The sequence below is a fragment of the Polaromonas aquatica genome (genome assembly GCF_050626995.1).
Lineage (GTDB): Bacteria > Pseudomonadota > Gammaproteobacteria > Burkholderiales > Burkholderiaceae_C > Polaromonas > Polaromonas aquatica_A.
In genome coordinates this window covers 4,214,627-4,232,663 of sequence record NZ_CP192467.1, presented here as the reverse complement: position 1 = coordinate 4,232,663, position 18,037 = coordinate 4,214,627, and the positions used below count along the sequence as shown (strand labels likewise).

Genomic DNA, 18,037 nt, shown 5'->3' with positions numbered 1-18,037 from the left:
CGCCAGTTCAGGCGCATTCTTGCGTGGCAGGCACGAAAATTGTTTGCATCGAAGGGCGCGGCGCGTTACAATAAGAGCTTCACGACCAAATGGGCGGGTTTTCACCGCCCATTTTTTTTGGGCGTTTGTTTTTGAACAAATTGATTTAGAGCGGGTTTAAGAGACTGAATGGCATTGCAAGAGACGATTGAGCAAACTGTGACGGGGCTGGGCTACGAGCTGGTCGAGATCGAACGCACCGGCGGTGGTTTGCTGCGCGTCACGATCGACATGCCTTACGTCAAGGGCGCCGAACAGTTCATCAATGCCGAGGACTGTGAAAAAGTCACCCGCCAGCTTCAGTTTGTCCTGGAAGTCGAAGGCGCCGAATATGCGCGGCTGGAAGTCAGTTCCCCCGGCATTGACAGGCCCTTGCGCAGCGAAAAAGATTTCGAGCGTTTTGCCGGTGAGCTGATAGACATCACGCTCAAGGCCCCCATTGGCGTGGCCGCCAGTGCCGGTTCAACCGTCGCTGCCAGCCGCAAGAAGTTTCGCGGCACGCTGGAGCGTGTCGTGGCCGCGGACGGCGTGGCCGGCTGGCAGATCGTGTGGAGCGATGAGCCGGCCGTCAAACCCGGCCAGAAGGTCAGTAAGAAGAAGGTTCCCGCACCGTTGCAGGCGTTGGGTTTTACCCTCGATGAGATTCAACAGGCGCGCCTCGCGCCCGTGGTTGATTTCAAAGGGCGTAAACCCAAAATAACGCCTGGTGCCGAACCCTCTGCAGAGATTAATTTCAAGAAATGAAGAAAGGCAGGCTTGTGAAATGAATCGCGAACTGTTGATGTTGGTTGATGCCATCTCGCGTGAAAAAAATGTGGAACGTGACGTCGTCTTTGGCGCCGTCGAGCTCGCACTCGCCTCGGCCACCAAGAAGGTGTACGAAGGCGAAGTGGACATCCGCGTAGCCGTCGACCGTGACAGCGGCAATTACGAGACCTTCCGCCGCTGGCTGGTGGTGCCTGACGAAGCCGGCCTGCAAAATCCTGAAGCTGAAGAGCTGGTCAGCGATGCGCGCGACGAGATCGCCGACATCGAAGAAGGCGACTACATCGAAAAGCCGGTGGAAAGCCTGCCGATCGGCCGCATTGGCGCGCAAGCGGCCAAACAGGTCATCCTGCAGAAGATCCGCGACGCCGAGCGCGAAATGCTGCTCAACGACTTCATGTCGCGCGGCGACAAGATTTTTGTCGGTACCGTCAAGCGCATGGACAAGGGCGACATCATTGTGGAATCCGGACGTGTCGAAGGGCGCCTGCGCCGCTCCGACATGATCCCGAAGGAAAACCTGCGCTCCGGCGACCGCGTCCGCGCCATGATCATGGAAGTGGACACGACGCTGCGCGGCGCGCCCATCATCCTCTCGCGCACCGCGCCTGAGTACATGATCGAGCTGTTCCGCCAGGAAGTGCCTGAAATCGAGCAGGGCCTGCTGGAGATCAAATCCTGCGCCCGTGACCCTGGTTCGCGCGCCAAGATCGCCGTGCTGTCGCACGACAAGCGTGTCGACCCGATCGGCACCTGTGTCGGTGTGCGTGGCACCCGCGTCAACGGTGTGACAAACGAACTCGCCGGCGAACGTGTCGACATCGTGCTGTGGAGCGAAGACCCGGCCCAGTTCGTAATTGGTGCGCTGGCCCCGGCTAATGTGTCGTCGATCGTGGTGGACGAAGAGCGCCACGCCATGGACGTGGTGGTTGACGAAGAAAACCTGGCCATTTCCATCGGCCGCGGCGGCCAGAACGTGCGCCTTGCCGCCGAGCTGACCGGCTGGAAGATCAACATCATGACGGCTGACGAGTCTGCGCAGAAGCAGGCGACCGAGACTGATTCCAGCCGCAAGCTGTTCATGGAAAAGCTCGACGTGGACGAGGAAATCGCCGACATCCTGATTTCCGAAGGCTTTACCAGCCTCGAAGAAGTGGCTTATGTGCCGCTGCAGGAAATGCTGGAGATCGAGTCCTTCGACGAAGACACCGTCAATGAGCTGCGCACCCGCGCCAAAGATGCGCTCTTGACGATGGAAATTGCCAAGGAAGAAAATGCCGAAGGCGTCTCGCAGAACCTGCGTGATGTCGAAGGCCTCACGCCAGAGCTGATCGCCAAACTGACCGAAGCGGGTATCTCCACCCGCGACGACCTGGCCGATCTGGCCGTGGATGAACTTACCGATATCACCGGCCAGTCTTCGGACGAAGCCAAAGCCCTGATCATGACCGCACGCGCCCATTGGTTTACCGATGAACCCGCTGCCGCTGACACCCCTGCACCTGCAGCGGCCCAAGAGCAATGATCATGGAGGCCAGCAGGAAAAAAACATATGTCCAGTACCACTACCGTCGCTGAATTCGCAGCTGAACTCAATAAATCCCCCGCCACCCTGATCGAGCAATTGACCAGCGCGGGCGTCGCCAAGGCGCAAGCCAGCGACCCCTTGTCCGAGGCGGACAAGCAGAAGCTTCTCGGCTATCTGCAGGCCAGCCATGGCACCGTCACGGCCGAGCGCAAGAAGATCACCCTGGTGAAAAAGTCCACCAGCGAAATCAAGCAGGCCGATGCCACCGGCAAGGCACGGACCATCCAGGTGGAAGTGCGTAAAAAGCGTACCTTTATCAAACGCGACGACGGCTCCGACCAGCCCGCGGAAGAAGTGCAGCCTGAAGTGGCTGCCCCACCGGCGGCTCCCGTCATTGATGATGCCGAGCTGATCCGCCGCGAAGAAGAAGCCAGCCGCCACGCAGAACTACTGCGCCGTCAGGAGCAGGAGCTCGCTGAAAAACGCCGTCTTCGCGAAGAACAGGACGCGAAGGATGCTGCGCGCGAGCAGGAGCGCCTGGCTGCCGAACAAGCCGCCCAGGCGGCCGCTGCAGCCGCCGAAGCCGTGGTCAAGAAGGCCAAGCCAGCTGGAAAAGCCAAGGAGGCTGCTCCGGTAACGGCCGAAGCCACCAAGGCAGCTGAAACCGCCGCGGCTGAGCAGGCCACGAAGTCCGCCGATGCGGCTGCCGTAGCGGCTGCCGCCAAGGCAAAAGCCACTGCCGAATTCCAGGCGGATGCCGCCAAGGCGCAGGAACTGCAGGAACGCCGCCGCAAAGCCGAGGCAGAAGCCGCCGGCATTCGCGCGATGATGTCCGCGCCCAAGCGCGTGCTGGTGCCCCACGTCGATCCCAAGGCAGCTATCAAGGGTACGTTGCACAAGCCGGCAGGCGCGGCGGGTGCCGCGCCCAAACCGGGCGCACCCGCCGCCCCAGGCGCAGCCGGTGCCGCTGGCAAGAAAGAAGTCAAGTCAGAAAACCTGTCGTCGACCTGGAAGGATGACGCAGCCAAGAAGAAGGGCATTCCAAGCCGTGGTGCGCCTGTTGTGCCGGGACGCGGGAATTTCCGCAGCGGCCCACGCGGGCGCCGCGGCAACGACCGCGAGGTACGTCCGGAATCCACGTTCGTGGCACCGACCGAATTCAAGGTCATTGAAGTGCACGTGCCCGAAACCATCACCGTGGCCGAACTCGCGCACAAGATGAGCGTCAAGTCGTCCGAAGTGATCAAGCACCTGATGAAGCTTGGCCAGATGGTCACCATCAACCAGCCGCTGGACCAGGACACCGCCATGATCGTGGTGGAAGAAATGGGCCACAAGGCCGTGACGGCCGCGCTGGACGATCCAGAAGCATTCACCGACGAAGACGTCCATGGCCAGCAGGCGGAATCGCTTCCGCGTGCGCCGGTGGTTACCGTCATGGGCCACGTCGACCATGGCAAGACCTCGCTGCTCGACTACATCCGCCGTGCCAAGGTGGCTGCGGGCGAAGCCGGCGGCATTACCCAGCACATTGGCGCGTACCACGTGGAAACCCCGCGCGGCATGGTGTCCTTCCTCGATACCCCGGGCCACGAGGCGTTCACCGCCATGCGTGCCCGCGGTGCGCAGGCTACCGACATCGTGATTCTGGTGGTGGCGGCCGACGACGGCGTGATGCCGCAGACCAAGGAAGCCATCAAGCATGCCAAGGCGGCTGGTGTTCCCATCGTGGTGGCGATCAACAAGATCGACAAACCCGATGCCAACATGGACCGCGTCAAGGGCGAGCTGGTCACCGAAGAGGTGATTCCTGAAGAGTTCGGTGGTGAGTCGCCGTTTGTGCCGGTTTCCGCCCGTACGGGCGCCGGTATCGATCAGTTGCTTGAGCAGGTGCTGCTGCAGGCTGAAATCCTGGAGCTGCGTGCACCCGTCGATGCACTGGCCAAGGGCCTTGTGATCGAAGCCCAGCTCGACAAGGGCCGCGGCCCGGTTGCCACCGTGCTGATTCAATCCGGCACGCTGAAAGCCGGTGATGTGGTGCTGGCGGGTTCGACCTATGGCCGTGTGCGTGCCATGCTGGACGAAAACGGCAAGCCGATCAAGAGCGCGGGTCCGTCGATCCCGGTCGAGATCCAGGGCCTGACCGAAGTACCGCAAGCCGGTGACGAGTTCATGGTGATGACGGATGAGCGCCGTGCCCGTGAAATCGCCACCTACCGTGCCGGCAAGTTCCGCAACACCAAGCTGGCCAAGCAACAGGCGTCCAAGCTGGAGAACATGTTCTCCGACATCTCTGCCGGCGAAGTCAAGATGCTGCCCATCATCATCAAGGCCGACGTGCAGGGTTCGCAGGAAGCCCTGGCCCAGTCGCTGCTCAAGCTGTCGACGGACGAGGTCAAGGTCCAGCTGGTGTATTCCGGCGTGGGTGGTATTTCCGAGTCCGACGTCAACCTGGCGATCGCTTCGAAGGCCGTCCTGATCGGGTTCAACACCCGCGCAGATGCCCAGGCGCGCAAGCAGGCCGAGAACAACGGCATTGACATTCGTTACTACAACATCATTTACGACGCTGTGGACGAACTTCGCGCTGCCATGTCCGGCATGCTGACGCCAGACAAGAAGGAAGAAGTCATCGGCAATGCCGAGATTCGCCAGGTGTTCAAGGTCAGCAAGATCGGCTCGATCGCCGGCTGTATGGTCACCGCCGGGGTGGTACGCCGCACCGCACGCCTGCGCCTCCTGCGCGAGAACGTGGTCATCTTCACGGGTGAACTCGACTCGCTCAAGCGCTTCAAGGACGACGCCAAGGAAGTCAAGGAAGGCTTCGAGTGCGGCTTGAACATCAAGAACTACAACGACATCCAGGTTGGCGACATCCTGGAGTTCTTTGAAATCAGGGAAGTGGCGCGGACCCTGGAAGTCTGATCACGGCCGGCCGGCAGCCCTGGCTGCTGGCCTTTCCGCAGACCCCCCATTTTCTGACATGCGTAAAAAATCATCTACCCCGAATCGCGGTTTTCGCGTCGCCGATCAGATCCAGCGCGATCTGACGGAACTGATCGCGCGCGAACTCAAAGACCCGCGGGTCGGGATGGTGACCATCCAGGCCGTCGAGGTGACGGCCGACTATGCGCATGCCAAGGTGTTTTTTAGTGTGCTTGTCGGCGACCCGAAAGAGTGCGAGGAAGCGCTCAACCAGGCCGCAGGCTTCCTGCGCAACGGCCTGTTCAAGCGCCTGATGACGCATACCGTGCCGACCCTGCATTTCCATTTCGACCGCACGACCGAACGCGCGGCCGACATGAACGCCTTGATTGCCAAGGCGGTTTCTTCCCGCGCCCAAGACGACTGAGTTCGCGCCGTTTCCCTTGATGACAGGTTCAGGGACAACGGCGCCAACGGAGCGCCCGGGCCAGCCCGCGCGCTGAGCCTGTCGAAAACTATGACGCAAACTTCTTCCATCCCTTCGAAGGGCCAGAAAATCCAGCGACGTCCCGTGCATGGCGTGCTGCTGCTCGACAAGCCTCTGGGCCTGTCGAGCAATCAGGCTTTGCAGAAGGCCAAATGGCTGCTGCGCGCCGACAAGGCCGGCCATACCGGTACGCTGGATCCGTTGGCCACCGGCGTGCTGCCGCTGTGTTTTGGCGCCGCCACCAAGTTCAGCCAGATTCAGCTCGATGCTGACAAGACGTATGAGGCCGTGCTGCTGCTGGGCCAGAAAACCACCACGGCCGACGCCGAAGGTGACGTCATCGAAACCCGGCCTGTGCCCGAGATCACGCCGGCCTTGCTCGAAGCCCTGACGGCGCGTTTCACCGGCTCGTTGGCGCAGATCCCGCCCATGTACTCGGCGCTCAAGAAAGACGGCAAGGCGCTGTATGAATACGCCCGTAAAGGCGAAGAGGTGGAGCGCGAAGCCCGCCACGTCACCATTTTCAAGCTGAATATGGCTCTAGCCCAGGACAGTCGTGCGCCTGCAGCTATCAAAATCATAGTGACCTGCAGCAAGGGAACCTATATCCGTACGCTGGGCGAAGACATTGGCGAGGCGATCGGTTGCGGCGCGCACCTGGGATCGCTCAGGCGGCTGGAAACCGGCGGCTACACGGCGCAGCAATGCGTGACCTTGCCGGCCCTGGAGGCCATGACCGAACCTGAGCGCGAGGCCTGCCTGCTGCCAGCGCAGTCCCTGGTGTCGGCGTATCCGTCTGTCACATTGGACGCCGACAATGCAGGGCGGTTTTTAAGCGGCCTGCGCCGCCGGGGCGAGCCCGGGCAGTGGGGCGCCGATGCGCCGCTCGTCCAAGTCTACGGCACTGAACCCCCGGCATTCCTGGGCTCAGCCCATGTCACGGCCGACGAACTGATTCCGCAGCGTTTGCTGAGCCCGATTGAAGTACAGGACATTTTGCAAGCCGCCAGAATGCGTGCCGAGCGCTCCATACCCCATTCCGCTGCCGCGCCCACAGGCGTTGCGGCTCCTTCTTTCCAACATTAACCCGTACCGTTTCGAGTCTTCCTGAAAGCCAACCATGAGCCATAAACAAATCCGCAATATCGCCATCATCGCCCACGTTGACCATGGCAAAACCACCATGGTTGACCAGCTGCTGCGCCAGTCCGGCACCTTTGCCGAGCACGAAAAAGTCGTCGACACCGTGATGGACAACAATGCCATTGAAAAAGAACGCGGCATTACCATCCTGGCCAAGAACTGCGCCGTGACCTGGGAAGGCACGCACATCAACATCGTCGATACCCCGGGCCACGCCGACTTCGGTGGTGAAGTGGAGCGCGCGCTGTCCATGGTCGACGGCGTCGTGCTGCTGATCGATGCGCAGGAAGGCCCGATGCCCCAGACGCGCTTCGTGACCAAGAAGGCATTGGCCCTGGGCCTCAAGCCCATCGTGGTGGTCAACAAGGTTGACAAGCCGGGCGCCAACCCCGACAAGGTGATCAACGCTGCTTTCGACCTGTTCGACAAGCTGGGCGCGACCGACGAACAGCTCGACTTTCCCGTGGTGTACGCATCCGGCATCAACGGCTGGTCTTCGCTCGAAGAAGGTCCACCGAACGAGCAGTGGGGCCCCGACATGTCGGCGCTCTTCAATACCATCCTGAAGCACGTGCCTGCGCAAAAGGGCGACCCTGCAGCGCCGCTGCAGCTGCAGATTTCCGCTCTCGACTTCTCGACCTTCGTTGGCCGCATCGGCGTTGGCCGCATCAGCCAGGGCACGATCAAGCCCATGATGGACGTGGTCGTTATGGAAGGTCCTGACGGCAAGGCCGTCAAGGGTCGTATTAACCAGGTGCTGACCTTCCAGGGCCTGGAACGCGTGCAAGCCACCGAAGCCGGTCCCGGCGAGATCGTGCTGATCAACGGCCTGACCGACATCGGTATCGGCGTGACGATCACCGACCCGGCCAACCCGGCGCCGCTGCCCATGCTCAAGGTCGATGAGCCGACGCTGACCATGAACTTCTGCGTCAACACCAGCCCGCTGGCCGGCCGCGAAGGCAAGTTTGTCACCAGCCGCCAGATCTGGGACCGCCTTCAGAAGGAACTGCAGCACAACGTGGCTCTGCGCGTGAAGGAAACCGACGAAGAAGGTATTTTTGAAGTGATGGGCCGGGGCGAATTGCACCTGACCATCCTGCTGGAAAACATGCGCCGCGAAGGCTACGAAATGGCCGTGTCCAAGCCGCGCGTGGTGATGAAAGAAGTCAACGGTGAAAAGCACGAGCCGATTGAACTTGTCACCGCCGACATTGAAGACCAGCACCAGGGCGGCGTGATGCAGGCACTGGGCGAGCGCAAGGGCGAACTGGTGAACATGGAGCCGGACGGACGCGGTCGTGTGCGCCTTGAGTACCGCATCCCGGCGCGTGGCCTGATCGGTTTTACCAACGAGTTCCTGAACTTGACGCGCGGCTCGGGCCTGATCTCCAACATCTTCGACAGCTACGAAGCGCACAAGGGCGACATCGGTGGCCGCAAGAACGGCGTGCTGATCTCTATGGACGACGGTGAAATCTTCACTTACGCCCTGGGCAAGCTGGACGACCGCGGCCGCATGTTTGTGCGCGCCAATGACCCGGTGTATGAAGGCATGATCGTCGGCATTCACAGCCGTGACAACGACCTGGTCGTGAACGCCACGCGTACCAAGCAGCTGACCAACTTCCGCGTCAGCGGCAAGGAAGACGCGATCAAGATCACGCCGCCTATTGAACTGACGCTGGAATACGGTGTTGAGTTCATTGAGGACGACGAACTGGTTGAAATCACGCCCAAGTCGGTTCGCCTGCGCAAGCGCCACCTGAAAGAAAGCGACCGCAAGCGCGCCGGCCGTTCTTGAAGCTCCGAGGGTGACTAGCGCTCTTCCTTTTTGTCGCTAACAGGGGCCACCCCCGCCCGTGTCTTTCAAGCCAGCATGAGCCGTGGAACCGGCTTTGCCGGGCCACAGGCGGGCGGCCCCCTCGGGGGGCAGGGAGCTACACGACGTGAGCGACCGTGGGGGCTCCAGAAACCAGGCCGCTGTGTGTATGCTCCAGCGGCCTTTTTATATTCGCATATCAGCCTGAATTGATTGCACGCTTATGAAACTCACGCATTCCAGAGCCGTTTTCCTGATGATCCTCGTGACCCTGATGTGGTCGATTGCCGGTGTGGTCACGCGTCACCTGGAGTCGGCGCGCAGCTTTGAAGTCACCTTCTGGCGCAGCTTGTTCACGGTGTTGTCGCTGCTGGTCATCCTGCCGTTTTTCCAGGGCAGGGCGGTCTTCGCCAAGATCCGCAACGGCGGCAAGGCCTTCTGGCTATCAGGGGTCTGCTGGAGCGTGATGTTCACGGCCTTCATGGTGGCGCTCACGCTCACTACGGTGGCGAACGTGCTGGTGACCATGGCGGTCAGCCCCTTCATCACGGCCCTGCTGGCCCGGGTGTTCATCGGCCACCGGATTCCTGCGCGAACCTGGCTGGCCATTGTCATGGCGGGTGCCGGTATTGCCTGGATGTACGGCGGGCAGATGGATTTGTCCAGCCACATTGGCGGCACGCTGGTGGCCCTGATGGTGCCCCTGGCCAGCGCGAGCAACTGGACCGTGGTGCAGCACAGCCGTGCCCACGGTGAAAATGTCGACCTGGTGCCTGCGGTGTTGCTGGGTGCGGTGATTTCGACGCTGGTGACCTTGCCGCTGTCGTTCCCGTTTTCCGCCACGCTCCATGACGTGGGATTGCTGGCTGTACTGGGCCTGTTCCAGCTGGCCATTCCCTGCGTACTGTCGGTGATGTGCGCCGGCGTGCTAAAGGCCCCGGAGATCGCCTTGCTGGCGCTGCTGGAGGTCATTTTTGGTATTTTGCTGGCCTGGTTTGGTGCGGGTGAGGCGCCGGGCGCCAGCGTGCTGACAGGGGGAGCGCTGGTGATAGGCGCACTGGTGGTTAATGAACTGGTTGGGTGGAGGCAACGGGCATGAATAACGTCGATAAAAACGAGGTGCTGCTTGAGCGGCGTGGCGGCGCCGGGCTCATCACCCTGAACCGCCCCAAGGCGCTCAATGCCTTGTCTCTGTCCATGATCCGGAACCTGTCTGCCGCCTTGCTGGCCTGGCGTGATGACCCGGAGATTCACGTGGTGGCGATACGCGGCACCAACAAGAAGGGCCAGCCCGGCACGCCGGAGAGCCTTTTCGGCGGTTTCTCGGCCGGCGGAGATATCCGCTTCTTTCACCAGGCCGCGCTGGCCGGTGACCCTGCGCTGGAGGATTTCTTCACCGAGGAATACGCCCTCAACCACCTGATCCACACCTATCCCAAGCCCTACATCGCCTTTATGGACGGTGTGGTCATGGGCGGCGGCATGGGCATCAGTCAAGGTGCGCGTGTGCGCATCGTGACCGAGCACACCAAGATGGCCATGCCTGAGACCAATATCGGATTGTTTCCCGACGTAGGCGGCGGTTACTTCCTGAGCCGCTGTCCAGGCCACGCCGGTGAGTACCTCGCGCTGACAGGCGATGTCATCGGTGCCGACGAAGCGCTGGCGTACGGGCTGGCAGACATCAAGCTCGATGCAGCCCGTCTGCCGTCGATGTGGGACGCCTTGGGCAAGCAGCCATTCGCGTCGGCTCCGGATGCCGAGCGATGGATTGCTACTGAATTGATAGCTGAAAGCCAAAATAACGCAAGGGCTGAGGGCAAAATCGATACCTATTTCTCCCTTGAACGTGTCAAACACATCATCGACGCGCTGGAAGCCTCGCCAGACCCTTGGGCGGCCAGGACGGCCGCCACCCTGCGCAAACGTTCACCGCTGATGTTGCACGTCACGCTGGAGCAGATCCGCCGCGCGCGCAGCATGAGCCTGGCCGACAACCTGCGCATGGAACGCGACCTGGTGCATCAATGCTTTCACCTGCGGCCGGGCGCGGCCAGCGAGACCGTGGAAGGCATACGTGCCCTGGCGATCGACAAGGATTACAAACCGCAGTGGATGCCTGCGCGCATTGAAGACGTAAAGCCAGCGATGGTTGCGGCGTTTTTTGCCAGTCCATGGGCGGCTGAAGTCCATCCTCTGCGGGAGTTGAAGTAACAGCCGTCTTGCCAAACCGCCCTCGGCCAGAAACCTGATTGCTATCAAATGGATAGCGAATTGCGTAGATTTTGCCTGGACTAGAGGCGAATTTCCCTGCAAATTTATGAATGCGGTTCAAGCTGAGCGACGGGGCGCGAGTTGCGCCAGCTTCATCGGGCCTCCGCCACGGATCAGCGGTTGCGTGACTTCATGGCGCGCTCAACCTCGCGCTTGCCTTCACGGTCTTTGATGGTGTCGCGCTTGTCGTGTTCGCCCTTGCCCTTGGCCAGGCCGATTTCGCATTTCACCTTGCCTGCTTTCCAGTGCATGTTCAGCGGCACCAGGGTGAAGCCCTTTTGCTCGACCTTGCCGATCAGGCGGCGGATCTCTTCCTTATGCATCAGCAGCTTCTTGGTACGTACCGAGTCGGGACGCACATGGGTTGACGCGGTGCCAAGTGGATTGATCTGACAACCGATGATGAACAGTTCACCGCCGCGCACCACCACATAGCCATCGGTGAGTTGCACCTTGCCTTCACGCAGGGACTTCACCTCCCAGCCCTCCAGCACCATGCCTGCCTCAAAGCGCTCTTCAATGTGGTAGTTGAAAAGGGCCTTCTTGTTATCGGCAATGCGCACAGCGGCTGCCGCCGCCTTCGGGGAAAGGTTGGCGGAAGGCGTTGCGGCCGTTTTTTTGGAGGAGGATGCTTCTTTGGTGGCCATGGGTAAAAGATAGGGGCGAAAACGGGAAAGTACAGTGCCTGCGACGTGGCTAATACAATTGCGCCCAGCCTTTGATTGTATGAAAACCGTTCACAAGTCCGTTTTAATCTGGTACAGCGCCGCCGAGATGTTTTCCCTCGTCACGGATATTGCCCGGTATCCTGAGTTTTTGCCGTGGTGCGACCAAGCCTCGGTGCTGGAAGAAGATACCCACGGCATGACGGCCAAGGTGGGCATTTCTTTTGCGGGCTTGACGCAAAGCTTCACCACCCGCAACACACATCAAAAAGACCGCAAGGTCAGCCTCAAGCTGGTCGACGGCCCATTTTCAAGGCTGGATGGTCATTGGGATTTCACGCCGGTAGGCAAAGGTGATGAAAGAGCCTGCAAGGTCGACTTCACCCTGCGGTATGACTTCGACAATGCTGCGCTGGCGGCGCTGATCGGGCCTGTGTTTGAGAAAATTGCCGGAAGTCTCGTGGATGCCTTTGTCAAAAGGGCTGAAGATGTTTATGGCGAAGCCTGAAGGCGGCGCACTGCACAAAATCACCTTGGTCTATTCGCCGGCACCGAGGCAGGTTCGTGAGTGGGTGCTGGAGCTGGTTGCCGGTACCACGGTTGCGCAGGCACTTGCCGCATGCGGGATTTTTGATGAATTCCCGGAATTGCAGCGGGGCAACCGGCCGGTCATCGGAGTCTGGGGCCGTAAAACCACCCCGGGACATGTGCTGCTGGATCATGACCGGGTGGAAATTTACCGTGGTCTTCGGGTGGACCCCAAAGTTGCGCGGCGTGAACGCTTCAATCGCCAAGGCGCGAAAAGTGCCGGATTGTTTGCCAGAGTCCGGGCTGGCTCAAAAGCGGGCTATTAAAAATTCAATGTGACAAGATGCCGCACGGGCCAGCCTGGAGAATCCTGGCAATAGCTTGGTTATTTACAGTTACCGTCCACGAGGCTCTGAGTTCGCTTCGATTCTTCGGCACGTTTGGCGTCGTCCATGATCTCACGCTCGCCTTTCGTATTGGTTGTCCCAATTCTCACACCCGATTGCAGCGTGCCTAGATATTTCTTGGCGCGCTCACATGTTTCCGCATTGCTCTTGGCTATCTTTTCTTCTTCGGCCTTCTTCTTGGCCGCTTCTTCGTTCTCGGCCTGCTTTTTCTTGGCCTCAAGTTCGGCGTCCTTGCCAGACAGCTTGGGGGCACTGGCCTTGCCGGCAGACGCAGATGCTGCTGGGCTGGCGGGATCTGCTGCACTTGTGGCGGGTTCCGGTGTAACTGCCGCCCGAGCGAATCCGCCTGGCCTCTTCAGGATGTTTTTCTCGAGAATATCAGCGGGCGGTGAACGATCGCTGTAGACCTTGCGGCCGTCCTTGTCGATCCATTGCCACTGGGCGAACGCTGTCAGTGCAAATGACCCGCAAGTGAGTGCCAGGAGGAGGGCGCGTAAAACGGATTTGAAGTGCATTTCGCCAGTGTAGCGCTGTGCCGTCCGGTTTTCTCCGGGCTTATGGTGAAAGCGGCATTTTTACAACCCTTGGCAGGCCGGCTCCAGGGCCGCAAGGGGTTGCTAGGGGTAAGTACCGACGGGCTCTGACGACAAGGGTACAATCGTGTTTTTGGAGCCATCCCTATGCGCCTACTCGGCAAAGCGCTCACCTTCGACGACGTATTGTTGGTGCCAGCGTTCTCCCAGGTCCTGCCCAAGGACACTTCACTTTCCACCCAGTTTTCCCGAAATATCCGCCTGAATCTGCCGCTCGTGTCGGCGGCCATGGACACGGTCACCGAAGCCCGGTTGGCCATTGCCATCGCCCAGGAAGGCGGCATAGGCATCGTTCACAAAAACCTCACACCCCAGCAGCAGGCGGCCGAGGTTGCCAAGGTCAAGCGCTACGAAAGCGGCGTGCTGCGCGACCCGGTAGTCATTACCCCCACGCATACGGTTCGTCAGGTCATGGCGCTCAGCGAGCAACTCGGCATTTCCGGTTTTCCCGTGATTGACGGGGGCAAAGTGGTCGGTATTGTCACCGGACGCGACATGCGCTTTGAATCCCGAATGGATGTGCCCGTCAGTACCATCATGACGCCGCGTGAACGCCTGATCACCATTTCTGAAACAGCGTCACTGGCCGACGCCAAGGCTCTCTTGAACAAGCACCGCCTTGAGCGTGTGCTACTGGTCAACGATGATTTTGAACTCAAGGGCCTGATCACCGTCAAAGACATCACCAAACAGACCACCTTCCCCAATGCCGCGCGTGATTCGCACGGCAAGTTGCGCGTAGGCGCTGCGGTGGGAGTGGGCGAGGGTACCGAAGAACGAGTCGAAGCCCTGGTGAAAGCCGGCGTTGATGCCATCGTCGTGGATACCGCCCATGGCCACAGCAAAGGCGTTCTCGACCGGGTGCGCTGGGTCAAGCAAAACTATCCGCAGATTGACGTCATCGGCGGCAATATCGCCACTGGCGCAGCAGCGCTTGCGCTGGTGGAAGCCGGCGCTGACGGTGTCAAGGTTGGAATCGGCCCAGGCAGCATTTGCACCACCCGCATCGTTGCCGGTGTGGGTGTTCCCCAGATCATGGCCATCGACAACGTCGCGACCGCGCTGCGCGGTACCGGTGTTCCTTTGATCGGTGATGGTGGTATCCGTTACAGCGGCGACATCGCCAAAGCGATTGCCGCAGGCGCCAACACGGTGATGATGGGCGGCATGTTCGCCGGCACTGAAGAAGCCCCGGGCGAGGTCATCCTGTTCCAGGGCCGCAGCTACAAGAGCTACCGCGGCATGGGCAGCATAGGCGCCATGCAGCAGGGCAGCGCTGACCGCTACTTCCAGGAATCAAGCACCGGCAACCCGAACGCCGACAAGCTGGTGCCCGAAGGCATCGAAGGCCGGGTGCCCTATAAGGGCTCCATGGTCGCCATCGTGTTCCAGATGGCCGGCGGCCTGCGGGCCAGCATGGGCTACTGCGGTTGCCCCACCATCGACGACATGCGCGACAAGGCCGAGTTTGTCGAGATCACCTCAGCCGGCATTCGCGAAAGCCATGTCCACGATGTGCAGATCACGAAAGAAGCGCCGAACTACAGGGCGGATTAAGCCCGTACCGGCCAGAGGCGCCTGATGAACCAGGCGCCTTTTTCTTTTTTTGCCCTGAAGAAGCCCCTCATGCAACACCAGAAAATCCTCATCCTCGATTTCGGCTCACAGGTCACCCAGCTGATCGCCCGCCGCGTGCGCGATGCCCATGTCTTCTGCGAAGTCCACCCCTGCGACGTCAGCGATGAATGGGTCCGCGAGTACGCCAAGGACGGTACGCTCAAGGGCGTGATCCTCTCCGGCAGCCACGCCAGCATTTACGAGGAAACCACCGACAAGGCGCCGCAAGCCGTGTTTGAGCTGGGCCTTCCGGTGCTGGGCATCTGCTACGGCATGCAGGCCATGGCGCACCAGCTGGGCGGCAAGGTCGAAGGCGGCCACAAGCGCGAGTTCGGCTCCGCCGACGTGCGCGCCCGCGGCCACACTGCGCTGCTCAAGGACATCGCCGACTACACCACGCCCGAAGGCCAGGGCATGCTCGACGTCTGGATGAGCCACGGCGACAAGGTCACCGAAATGCCGCCCGGTTTCAAGCTCATGGCGTCTACCGATTCCTGTCCCATCGCCGGCATGGCCGACGAGGAGCGCCGCTTCTACGCGGTGCAGTTCCACCCCGAAGTCACGCATACCAAGCAGGGTAATGCCATCCTCAAGCGCTTTGTGCTCGAGATTTGCGGCACCCGGCAGGACTGGGTCATGGGCGACTACATCACGGAAGCTGTGGAAAAAATCCGCCAGCAGGTCGGTGACGAGGAGGTCATTCTCGGCCTGTCCGGCGGCGTCGATTCCTCCGTCGCCGCGGCCTTGATCCACCGCGCCATCGGCGATCAGTTGACCTGTGTCTTTGTCGACCACGGCCTGCTGCGCCTGAACGAAGGTGACATGGTCATGGACATGTTCGTCGGCAAGCTGCACGCAAAAGTGATTCGCGTCGATGCGAGCGATCAGTTCCTCGACCACTTGGCCGGCGTGAACGAGCCCGAGGCCAAACGCAAGATCATCGGCCGTGAATTCGTCGAGGTGTTCAAGGCCGAGGCAGCCCGACTCAAGGCCGGTGACGGCGGCCATAAAGGCGCCAAATGGCTGGCCCAGGGCACGATTTACCCTGACGTCATTGAATCCGGCGGCGCCAAGAGCAAAAAGGCCGTCACCATCAAGAGCCACCACAACGTGGGCGGCCTGCCCGAGCAACTGGGCCTGAAGCTGCTCGAACCCCTGCGCGAGCTGTTCAAGGATGAAGTCCGTGAGCTCGGCGTGGCGCTGGGCCTTCCGCACGACATGGTCTACCGCCACCCCTTCCCAGGCCCGGGTCTGGGCGTGCGCATCCTCGGCGAAGTCAAAAAGGAATACGCCGACCTGCTGCGCCGCGCCGATGCGATCTTCATCGAAGAGCTGCGCAACTTCAAGGATGCCGCGACCGGCAAGACCTGGTACGAACTCACCAGCCAGGCCTTTACCGTGTTTTTGCCGGTGAAAAGTGTGGGCGTGATGGGCGACGGCCGCACCTACGACTATGTCGTGGCCTTACGCGCCGTGCAGACCAGCGACTTCATGACGGCCGACTGGGCCGAACTGCCGTACGCACTGCTCAAGAAGGTCTCCGGCCGCATCATTAACGAAGTGCGCGGCATCAACCGCGTCACCTACGACGTCAGCAGCAAACCGCCGGCGACGATTGAGTGGGAATAAGCGGGAATAGGGCGGAGGCTTAAGCCATGTCCGCGCAATCCACATTTCCGGGCTTTGAAGAGGCCAAGCCGACTGACCGTCTCTTCCTGGCATTGTTTCCCCCGCCTGGGGTAGCGATGGAGATTGCAGGGCTTGCCGCCCGGCTTCGCGCAGATCATGGCTTGCGTGGCCGGCCACTCGAAGCGGCGCGCTTTCATATCACCCTGAATCACCTCGGCGATTACGCTGGTTTGCCGCCGGAAATCGTCCGGCAGGCCAATGCCGCGGCGGAAGCTGCCGCTAATGGCTCCGTGCCCTTTGATGTCGCTTTTAATCGCGTCGAAAGTTTCGCCAGCGCACCCCGCAACCGGCCTCTGGTTTTACGTGGGGATGACGGTCTTGCACAGCTGATGGTTTTTCAGCAGGCGCTGGGCACGGAACTGGCGAAGGTCAATTTGGGCCAATGGGCCAAAGGCAGCTATACGCCGCACGTCACCTTGCTCTACGACGACCAGCCGCTTCAGCCAATGGCGGTCCCGGCCATCAGCTGGACGGCCACTGAACTGGTTCTGGTGCACAGCCTGCTCGGCGAAACCCGCCATGTGCACCTCGGGCGCTGGCCGTTGTCGGGGTGTCCCCGGTAACACTGTCATGAATCGGACAGGCCGGCGTGCCGGTCCAGCGGCTCGAGCGACAATGCCTCTTTCGGCATCAACCTTTCCGTGAGCCGGCGTGCGTCAAAGGGCGCCCGTACTTTCTGGTCATTGTCGAAATAGCAGTACACATCACGGGTCGAGCGAACCCTTGGTCGCAAATTCGATATATGGTGGGCATCTTCCGGCTCGCCGCCCGAGGCCCAGGCGCTGATCCGCGCCGCCCAGCGGTCCAGCGCTGTGTCGCTGTAACGGCCGCCGTACAGCGTTTCGGGGCCGTGCAGGCGCAGGTAGACAAAATCGCCGGTCACGTCCTCCACATAAGGCCAGTCTGCCACGGCTTCCGACACCACCAGTGCCGCCCGGTAACGGCGCAGCATCCTGACGAATTCGTCTGTACAAAAGCTCGGGTGGCGGATTTCTATGGCATGCCGCATGCGGCGCTTGCGGTCGGTCTCCAGGCAGGGATGGCGGACATGGCTGTCGTGGTGCTGGCTTGCGAACCGGGCTGCGGCCTCGGTGTCGTGTGGGAGCAATTGCAAAAATGACTCAAATACTTCCGGCTTGAAGGCCATGCTGGGCGGAAATTGCCAAAGTAGCGGTCCCAGCTTGCCGCGCAGGTTGAAAACCCCGGATGCGATGAAGTTGGCCAATGCAACCGGCACAGCGTCCCCTTCGAGCCGCAATATGTGCGTCAGATAGCGGGGTGCTTTCACGCTGAACACAAAATCATCCGGCGTATCGTCATGCCACCGCTGATAGCTGCCCGGCCGCTGTAGTGAATAGTGCGAGCCGTTGATTTCAATGGTTTGCATGGCGCGTGAGGCAAATGCCAGCTCATGGGCTTGCACGAGCCCCGGAGGATAGAACACGCCGCGCCAGCCGGCGTACTGCCAGCCGGAGATGCCGATACGGATAGGGGAGCGCTTCATGCCTGGAGTTGTCGTTCCATGTCACAGAACGGTGTGGGGTTGGGTCTTACT

General features: G+C 60.8%; 16 protein-coding genes. 13 read left to right on the top strand and 3 right to left on the bottom strand.

Annotated elements, in window-relative coordinates; translation table 11 throughout:
• Positions 1-168 precede the first annotated feature (168 nt).
• The 8 genes from rimP to ACQ4MS_RS20125 all read left to right on the top strand — a co-directional run bounded on the left by rimP (position 169) and on the right by ACQ4MS_RS20125 (position 10,923).
• Positions 169-783, top strand: a complete 615-nt coding sequence (gene rimP, locus ACQ4MS_RS20160; RefSeq protein ID WP_431096474.1) for a ribosome maturation factor RimP — start codon at positions 169-171, stop codon at positions 781-783.
• A 19-nt stretch (positions 784-802) separates the two neighbouring features.
• Positions 803-2,329: a transcription termination factor NusA gene (gene nusA, locus ACQ4MS_RS20155; protein WP_431096472.1), complete on the top strand. Its 1,527-nt coding sequence runs from the start codon at positions 803-805 to the stop codon at positions 2,327-2,329.
• Between the two features lie 27 nt (positions 2,330-2,356).
• Positions 2,357-5,257, top strand: a complete 2,901-nt coding sequence (gene infB, locus ACQ4MS_RS20150) for a translation initiation factor IF-2 (RefSeq protein ID WP_431096470.1) — start codon at positions 2,357-2,359, stop codon at positions 5,255-5,257.
• A gap of 58 nt (positions 5,258-5,315) precedes the next feature.
• Positions 5,316-5,684, top strand: a complete 369-nt coding sequence (gene rbfA, locus ACQ4MS_RS20145) for a 30S ribosome-binding factor RbfA (RefSeq protein ID WP_092127448.1) — start codon at positions 5,316-5,318, stop codon at positions 5,682-5,684.
• Positions 5,685-5,774: 90 nt separating this feature from the next.
• Positions 5,775-6,830, top strand: a complete 1,056-nt coding sequence (gene truB, locus ACQ4MS_RS20140) for a tRNA pseudouridine(55) synthase TruB (protein WP_431096469.1) — start codon at positions 5,775-5,777, stop codon at positions 6,828-6,830.
• A 34-nt stretch (positions 6,831-6,864) separates the two neighbouring features.
• Entirely contained in the window at positions 6,865-8,691 is a 1,827-nt protein-coding gene (gene typA / locus ACQ4MS_RS20135; protein WP_431096467.1) for a translational GTPase TypA, read from the top strand.
• Positions 8,692-8,932: 241 nt separating this feature from the next.
• A complete protein-coding gene (locus ACQ4MS_RS20130) occupies positions 8,933-9,808 on the top strand; it encodes a DMT family transporter (protein ID WP_431096465.1) in 876 nt (291 codons plus the stop codon).
• On the top strand, positions 9,805-10,923 hold the full coding sequence (locus tag ACQ4MS_RS20125; protein WP_431096464.1) for an enoyl-CoA hydratase/isomerase family protein: 1,119 nt from the start codon (positions 9,805-9,807) through the stop codon (positions 10,921-10,923). The genes ACQ4MS_RS20130 and ACQ4MS_RS20125 overlap by 4 nt, the downstream gene beginning before the upstream one ends.
• Before the next feature lie 173 nt (positions 10,924-11,096).
• On the opposite strand, the gene smpB is transcribed toward ACQ4MS_RS20125, so the two are convergent.
• Complete coding sequence (gene smpB / locus ACQ4MS_RS20120) at positions 11,097-11,630, bottom strand: SsrA-binding protein SmpB (RefSeq protein WP_411880407.1); 534 nt, start codon at positions 11,628-11,630, stop codon at positions 11,097-11,099.
• Positions 11,631-11,709: 79 nt separating this feature from the next.
• Between smpB and ACQ4MS_RS20115 the strand changes: the two genes are divergently transcribed.
• The gene (locus tag ACQ4MS_RS20115) at positions 11,710-12,156 is read left to right on the top strand and encodes a type II toxin-antitoxin system RatA family toxin (protein ID WP_431099634.1); all 447 of its coding nucleotides are present in this window, start codon (positions 11,710-11,712) and stop codon (positions 12,154-12,156) included.
• Positions 12,143-12,502 (top strand): RnfH family protein, encoded by a 360-nt coding sequence (locus ACQ4MS_RS20110; RefSeq protein WP_431096462.1) that lies wholly within the window; start codon positions 12,143-12,145, stop codon positions 12,500-12,502. The genes ACQ4MS_RS20115 and ACQ4MS_RS20110 overlap by 14 nt, the downstream gene beginning before the upstream one ends.
• 59 nt (positions 12,503-12,561) lie before the next feature.
• On the opposite strand, the gene ACQ4MS_RS20105 is transcribed toward ACQ4MS_RS20110, so the two are convergent.
• Positions 12,562-13,098 carry a DUF4124 domain-containing protein gene (locus tag ACQ4MS_RS20105; protein WP_431096461.1) on the bottom strand — a complete coding sequence of 179 codons (537 nt, stop codon included), beginning with the start codon at positions 13,096-13,098 and terminating at the stop codon, positions 12,562-12,564.
• 165 nt (positions 13,099-13,263) lie between these two features.
• Here ACQ4MS_RS20105 and guaB point away from each other — a divergent pair, with 165 nt between their 5' ends.
• From guaB to ACQ4MS_RS20090, 3 genes are all read left to right on the top strand, one after another.
• On the top strand, positions 13,264-14,733 hold the full coding sequence (gene guaB / locus ACQ4MS_RS20100) for an IMP dehydrogenase (protein ID WP_431096459.1): 1,470 nt from the start codon (positions 13,264-13,266) through the stop codon (positions 14,731-14,733).
• A gap of 69 nt (positions 14,734-14,802) precedes the next feature.
• A complete protein-coding gene (gene guaA / locus ACQ4MS_RS20095; protein WP_431096458.1) occupies positions 14,803-16,422 on the top strand; it encodes a glutamine-hydrolyzing GMP synthase in 1,620 nt (539 codons plus the stop codon).
• Positions 16,423-16,448: 26 nt separating this feature from the next.
• The gene (locus tag ACQ4MS_RS20090; protein WP_431096457.1) at positions 16,449-17,045 is read left to right on the top strand and encodes a 2'-5' RNA ligase family protein; all 597 of its coding nucleotides are present in this window, start codon (positions 16,449-16,451) and stop codon (positions 17,043-17,045) included.
• 5 nt (positions 17,046-17,050) lie between these two features.
• Here the strand turns inward: ACQ4MS_RS20090 and ACQ4MS_RS20085 are convergent, their stop codons facing one another.
• Positions 17,051-17,986, bottom strand: coding sequence for a DUF72 domain-containing protein (locus ACQ4MS_RS20085; protein WP_431096456.1), 936 nt, complete (start codon positions 17,984-17,986; stop codon positions 17,051-17,053).
• Between the last annotated feature and the right edge of the window lie 51 nt (positions 17,987-18,037).

What these genes read in the sequence shown, in the direction of transcription:
- rimP (WP_431096474.1), top strand. Translation starts at nt 169, where the DNA reads ATGGCATTGCAAGAGACGATTGAGCAAACTGTGACGGGGCTGGGCTAC.
- nusA (WP_431096472.1), top strand. Translation starts at nt 803, where the DNA reads ATGAATCGCGAACTGTTGATGTTGGTTGATGCCATCTCGCGTGAAAAA.
- infB (WP_431096470.1), top strand. Translation starts at nt 2,357, where the DNA reads ATGTCCAGTACCACTACCGTCGCTGAATTCGCAGCTGAACTCAATAAA.
- rbfA (WP_092127448.1), top strand. Translation starts at nt 5,316, where the DNA reads ATGCGTAAAAAATCATCTACCCCGAATCGCGGTTTTCGCGTCGCCGAT.
- truB (WP_431096469.1), top strand. Translation starts at nt 5,775, where the DNA reads ATGACGCAAACTTCTTCCATCCCTTCGAAGGGCCAGAAAATCCAGCGA.
- typA (WP_431096467.1), top strand. Translation starts at nt 6,865, where the DNA reads ATGAGCCATAAACAAATCCGCAATATCGCCATCATCGCCCACGTTGAC.
- ACQ4MS_RS20130 (WP_431096465.1), top strand. Translation starts at nt 8,933, where the DNA reads ATGAAACTCACGCATTCCAGAGCCGTTTTCCTGATGATCCTCGTGACC.
- ACQ4MS_RS20125 (WP_431096464.1), top strand. Translation starts at nt 9,805, where the DNA reads ATGAATAACGTCGATAAAAACGAGGTGCTGCTTGAGCGGCGTGGCGGC.
- smpB (WP_411880407.1), bottom strand. Translation starts at nt 11,630, where the DNA reads ATGGCCACCAAAGAAGCATCCTCCTCCAAAAAAACGGCCGCAACGCCT.
- ACQ4MS_RS20115 (WP_431099634.1), top strand. Translation starts at nt 11,710, where the DNA reads ATGAAAACCGTTCACAAGTCCGTTTTAATCTGGTACAGCGCCGCCGAG.
- ACQ4MS_RS20110 (WP_431096462.1), top strand. Translation starts at nt 12,143, where the DNA reads ATGGCGAAGCCTGAAGGCGGCGCACTGCACAAAATCACCTTGGTCTAT.
- ACQ4MS_RS20105 (WP_431096461.1), bottom strand. Translation starts at nt 13,098, where the DNA reads ATGCACTTCAAATCCGTTTTACGCGCCCTCCTCCTGGCACTCACTTGC.
- guaB (WP_431096459.1), top strand. Translation starts at nt 13,264, where the DNA reads ATGCGCCTACTCGGCAAAGCGCTCACCTTCGACGACGTATTGTTGGTG.
- guaA (WP_431096458.1), top strand. Translation starts at nt 14,803, where the DNA reads ATGCAACACCAGAAAATCCTCATCCTCGATTTCGGCTCACAGGTCACC.
- ACQ4MS_RS20090 (WP_431096457.1), top strand. Translation starts at nt 16,449, where the DNA reads ATGTCCGCGCAATCCACATTTCCGGGCTTTGAAGAGGCCAAGCCGACT.
- ACQ4MS_RS20085 (WP_431096456.1), bottom strand. Translation starts at nt 17,986, where the DNA reads ATGAAGCGCTCCCCTATCCGTATCGGCATCTCCGGCTGGCAGTACGCC.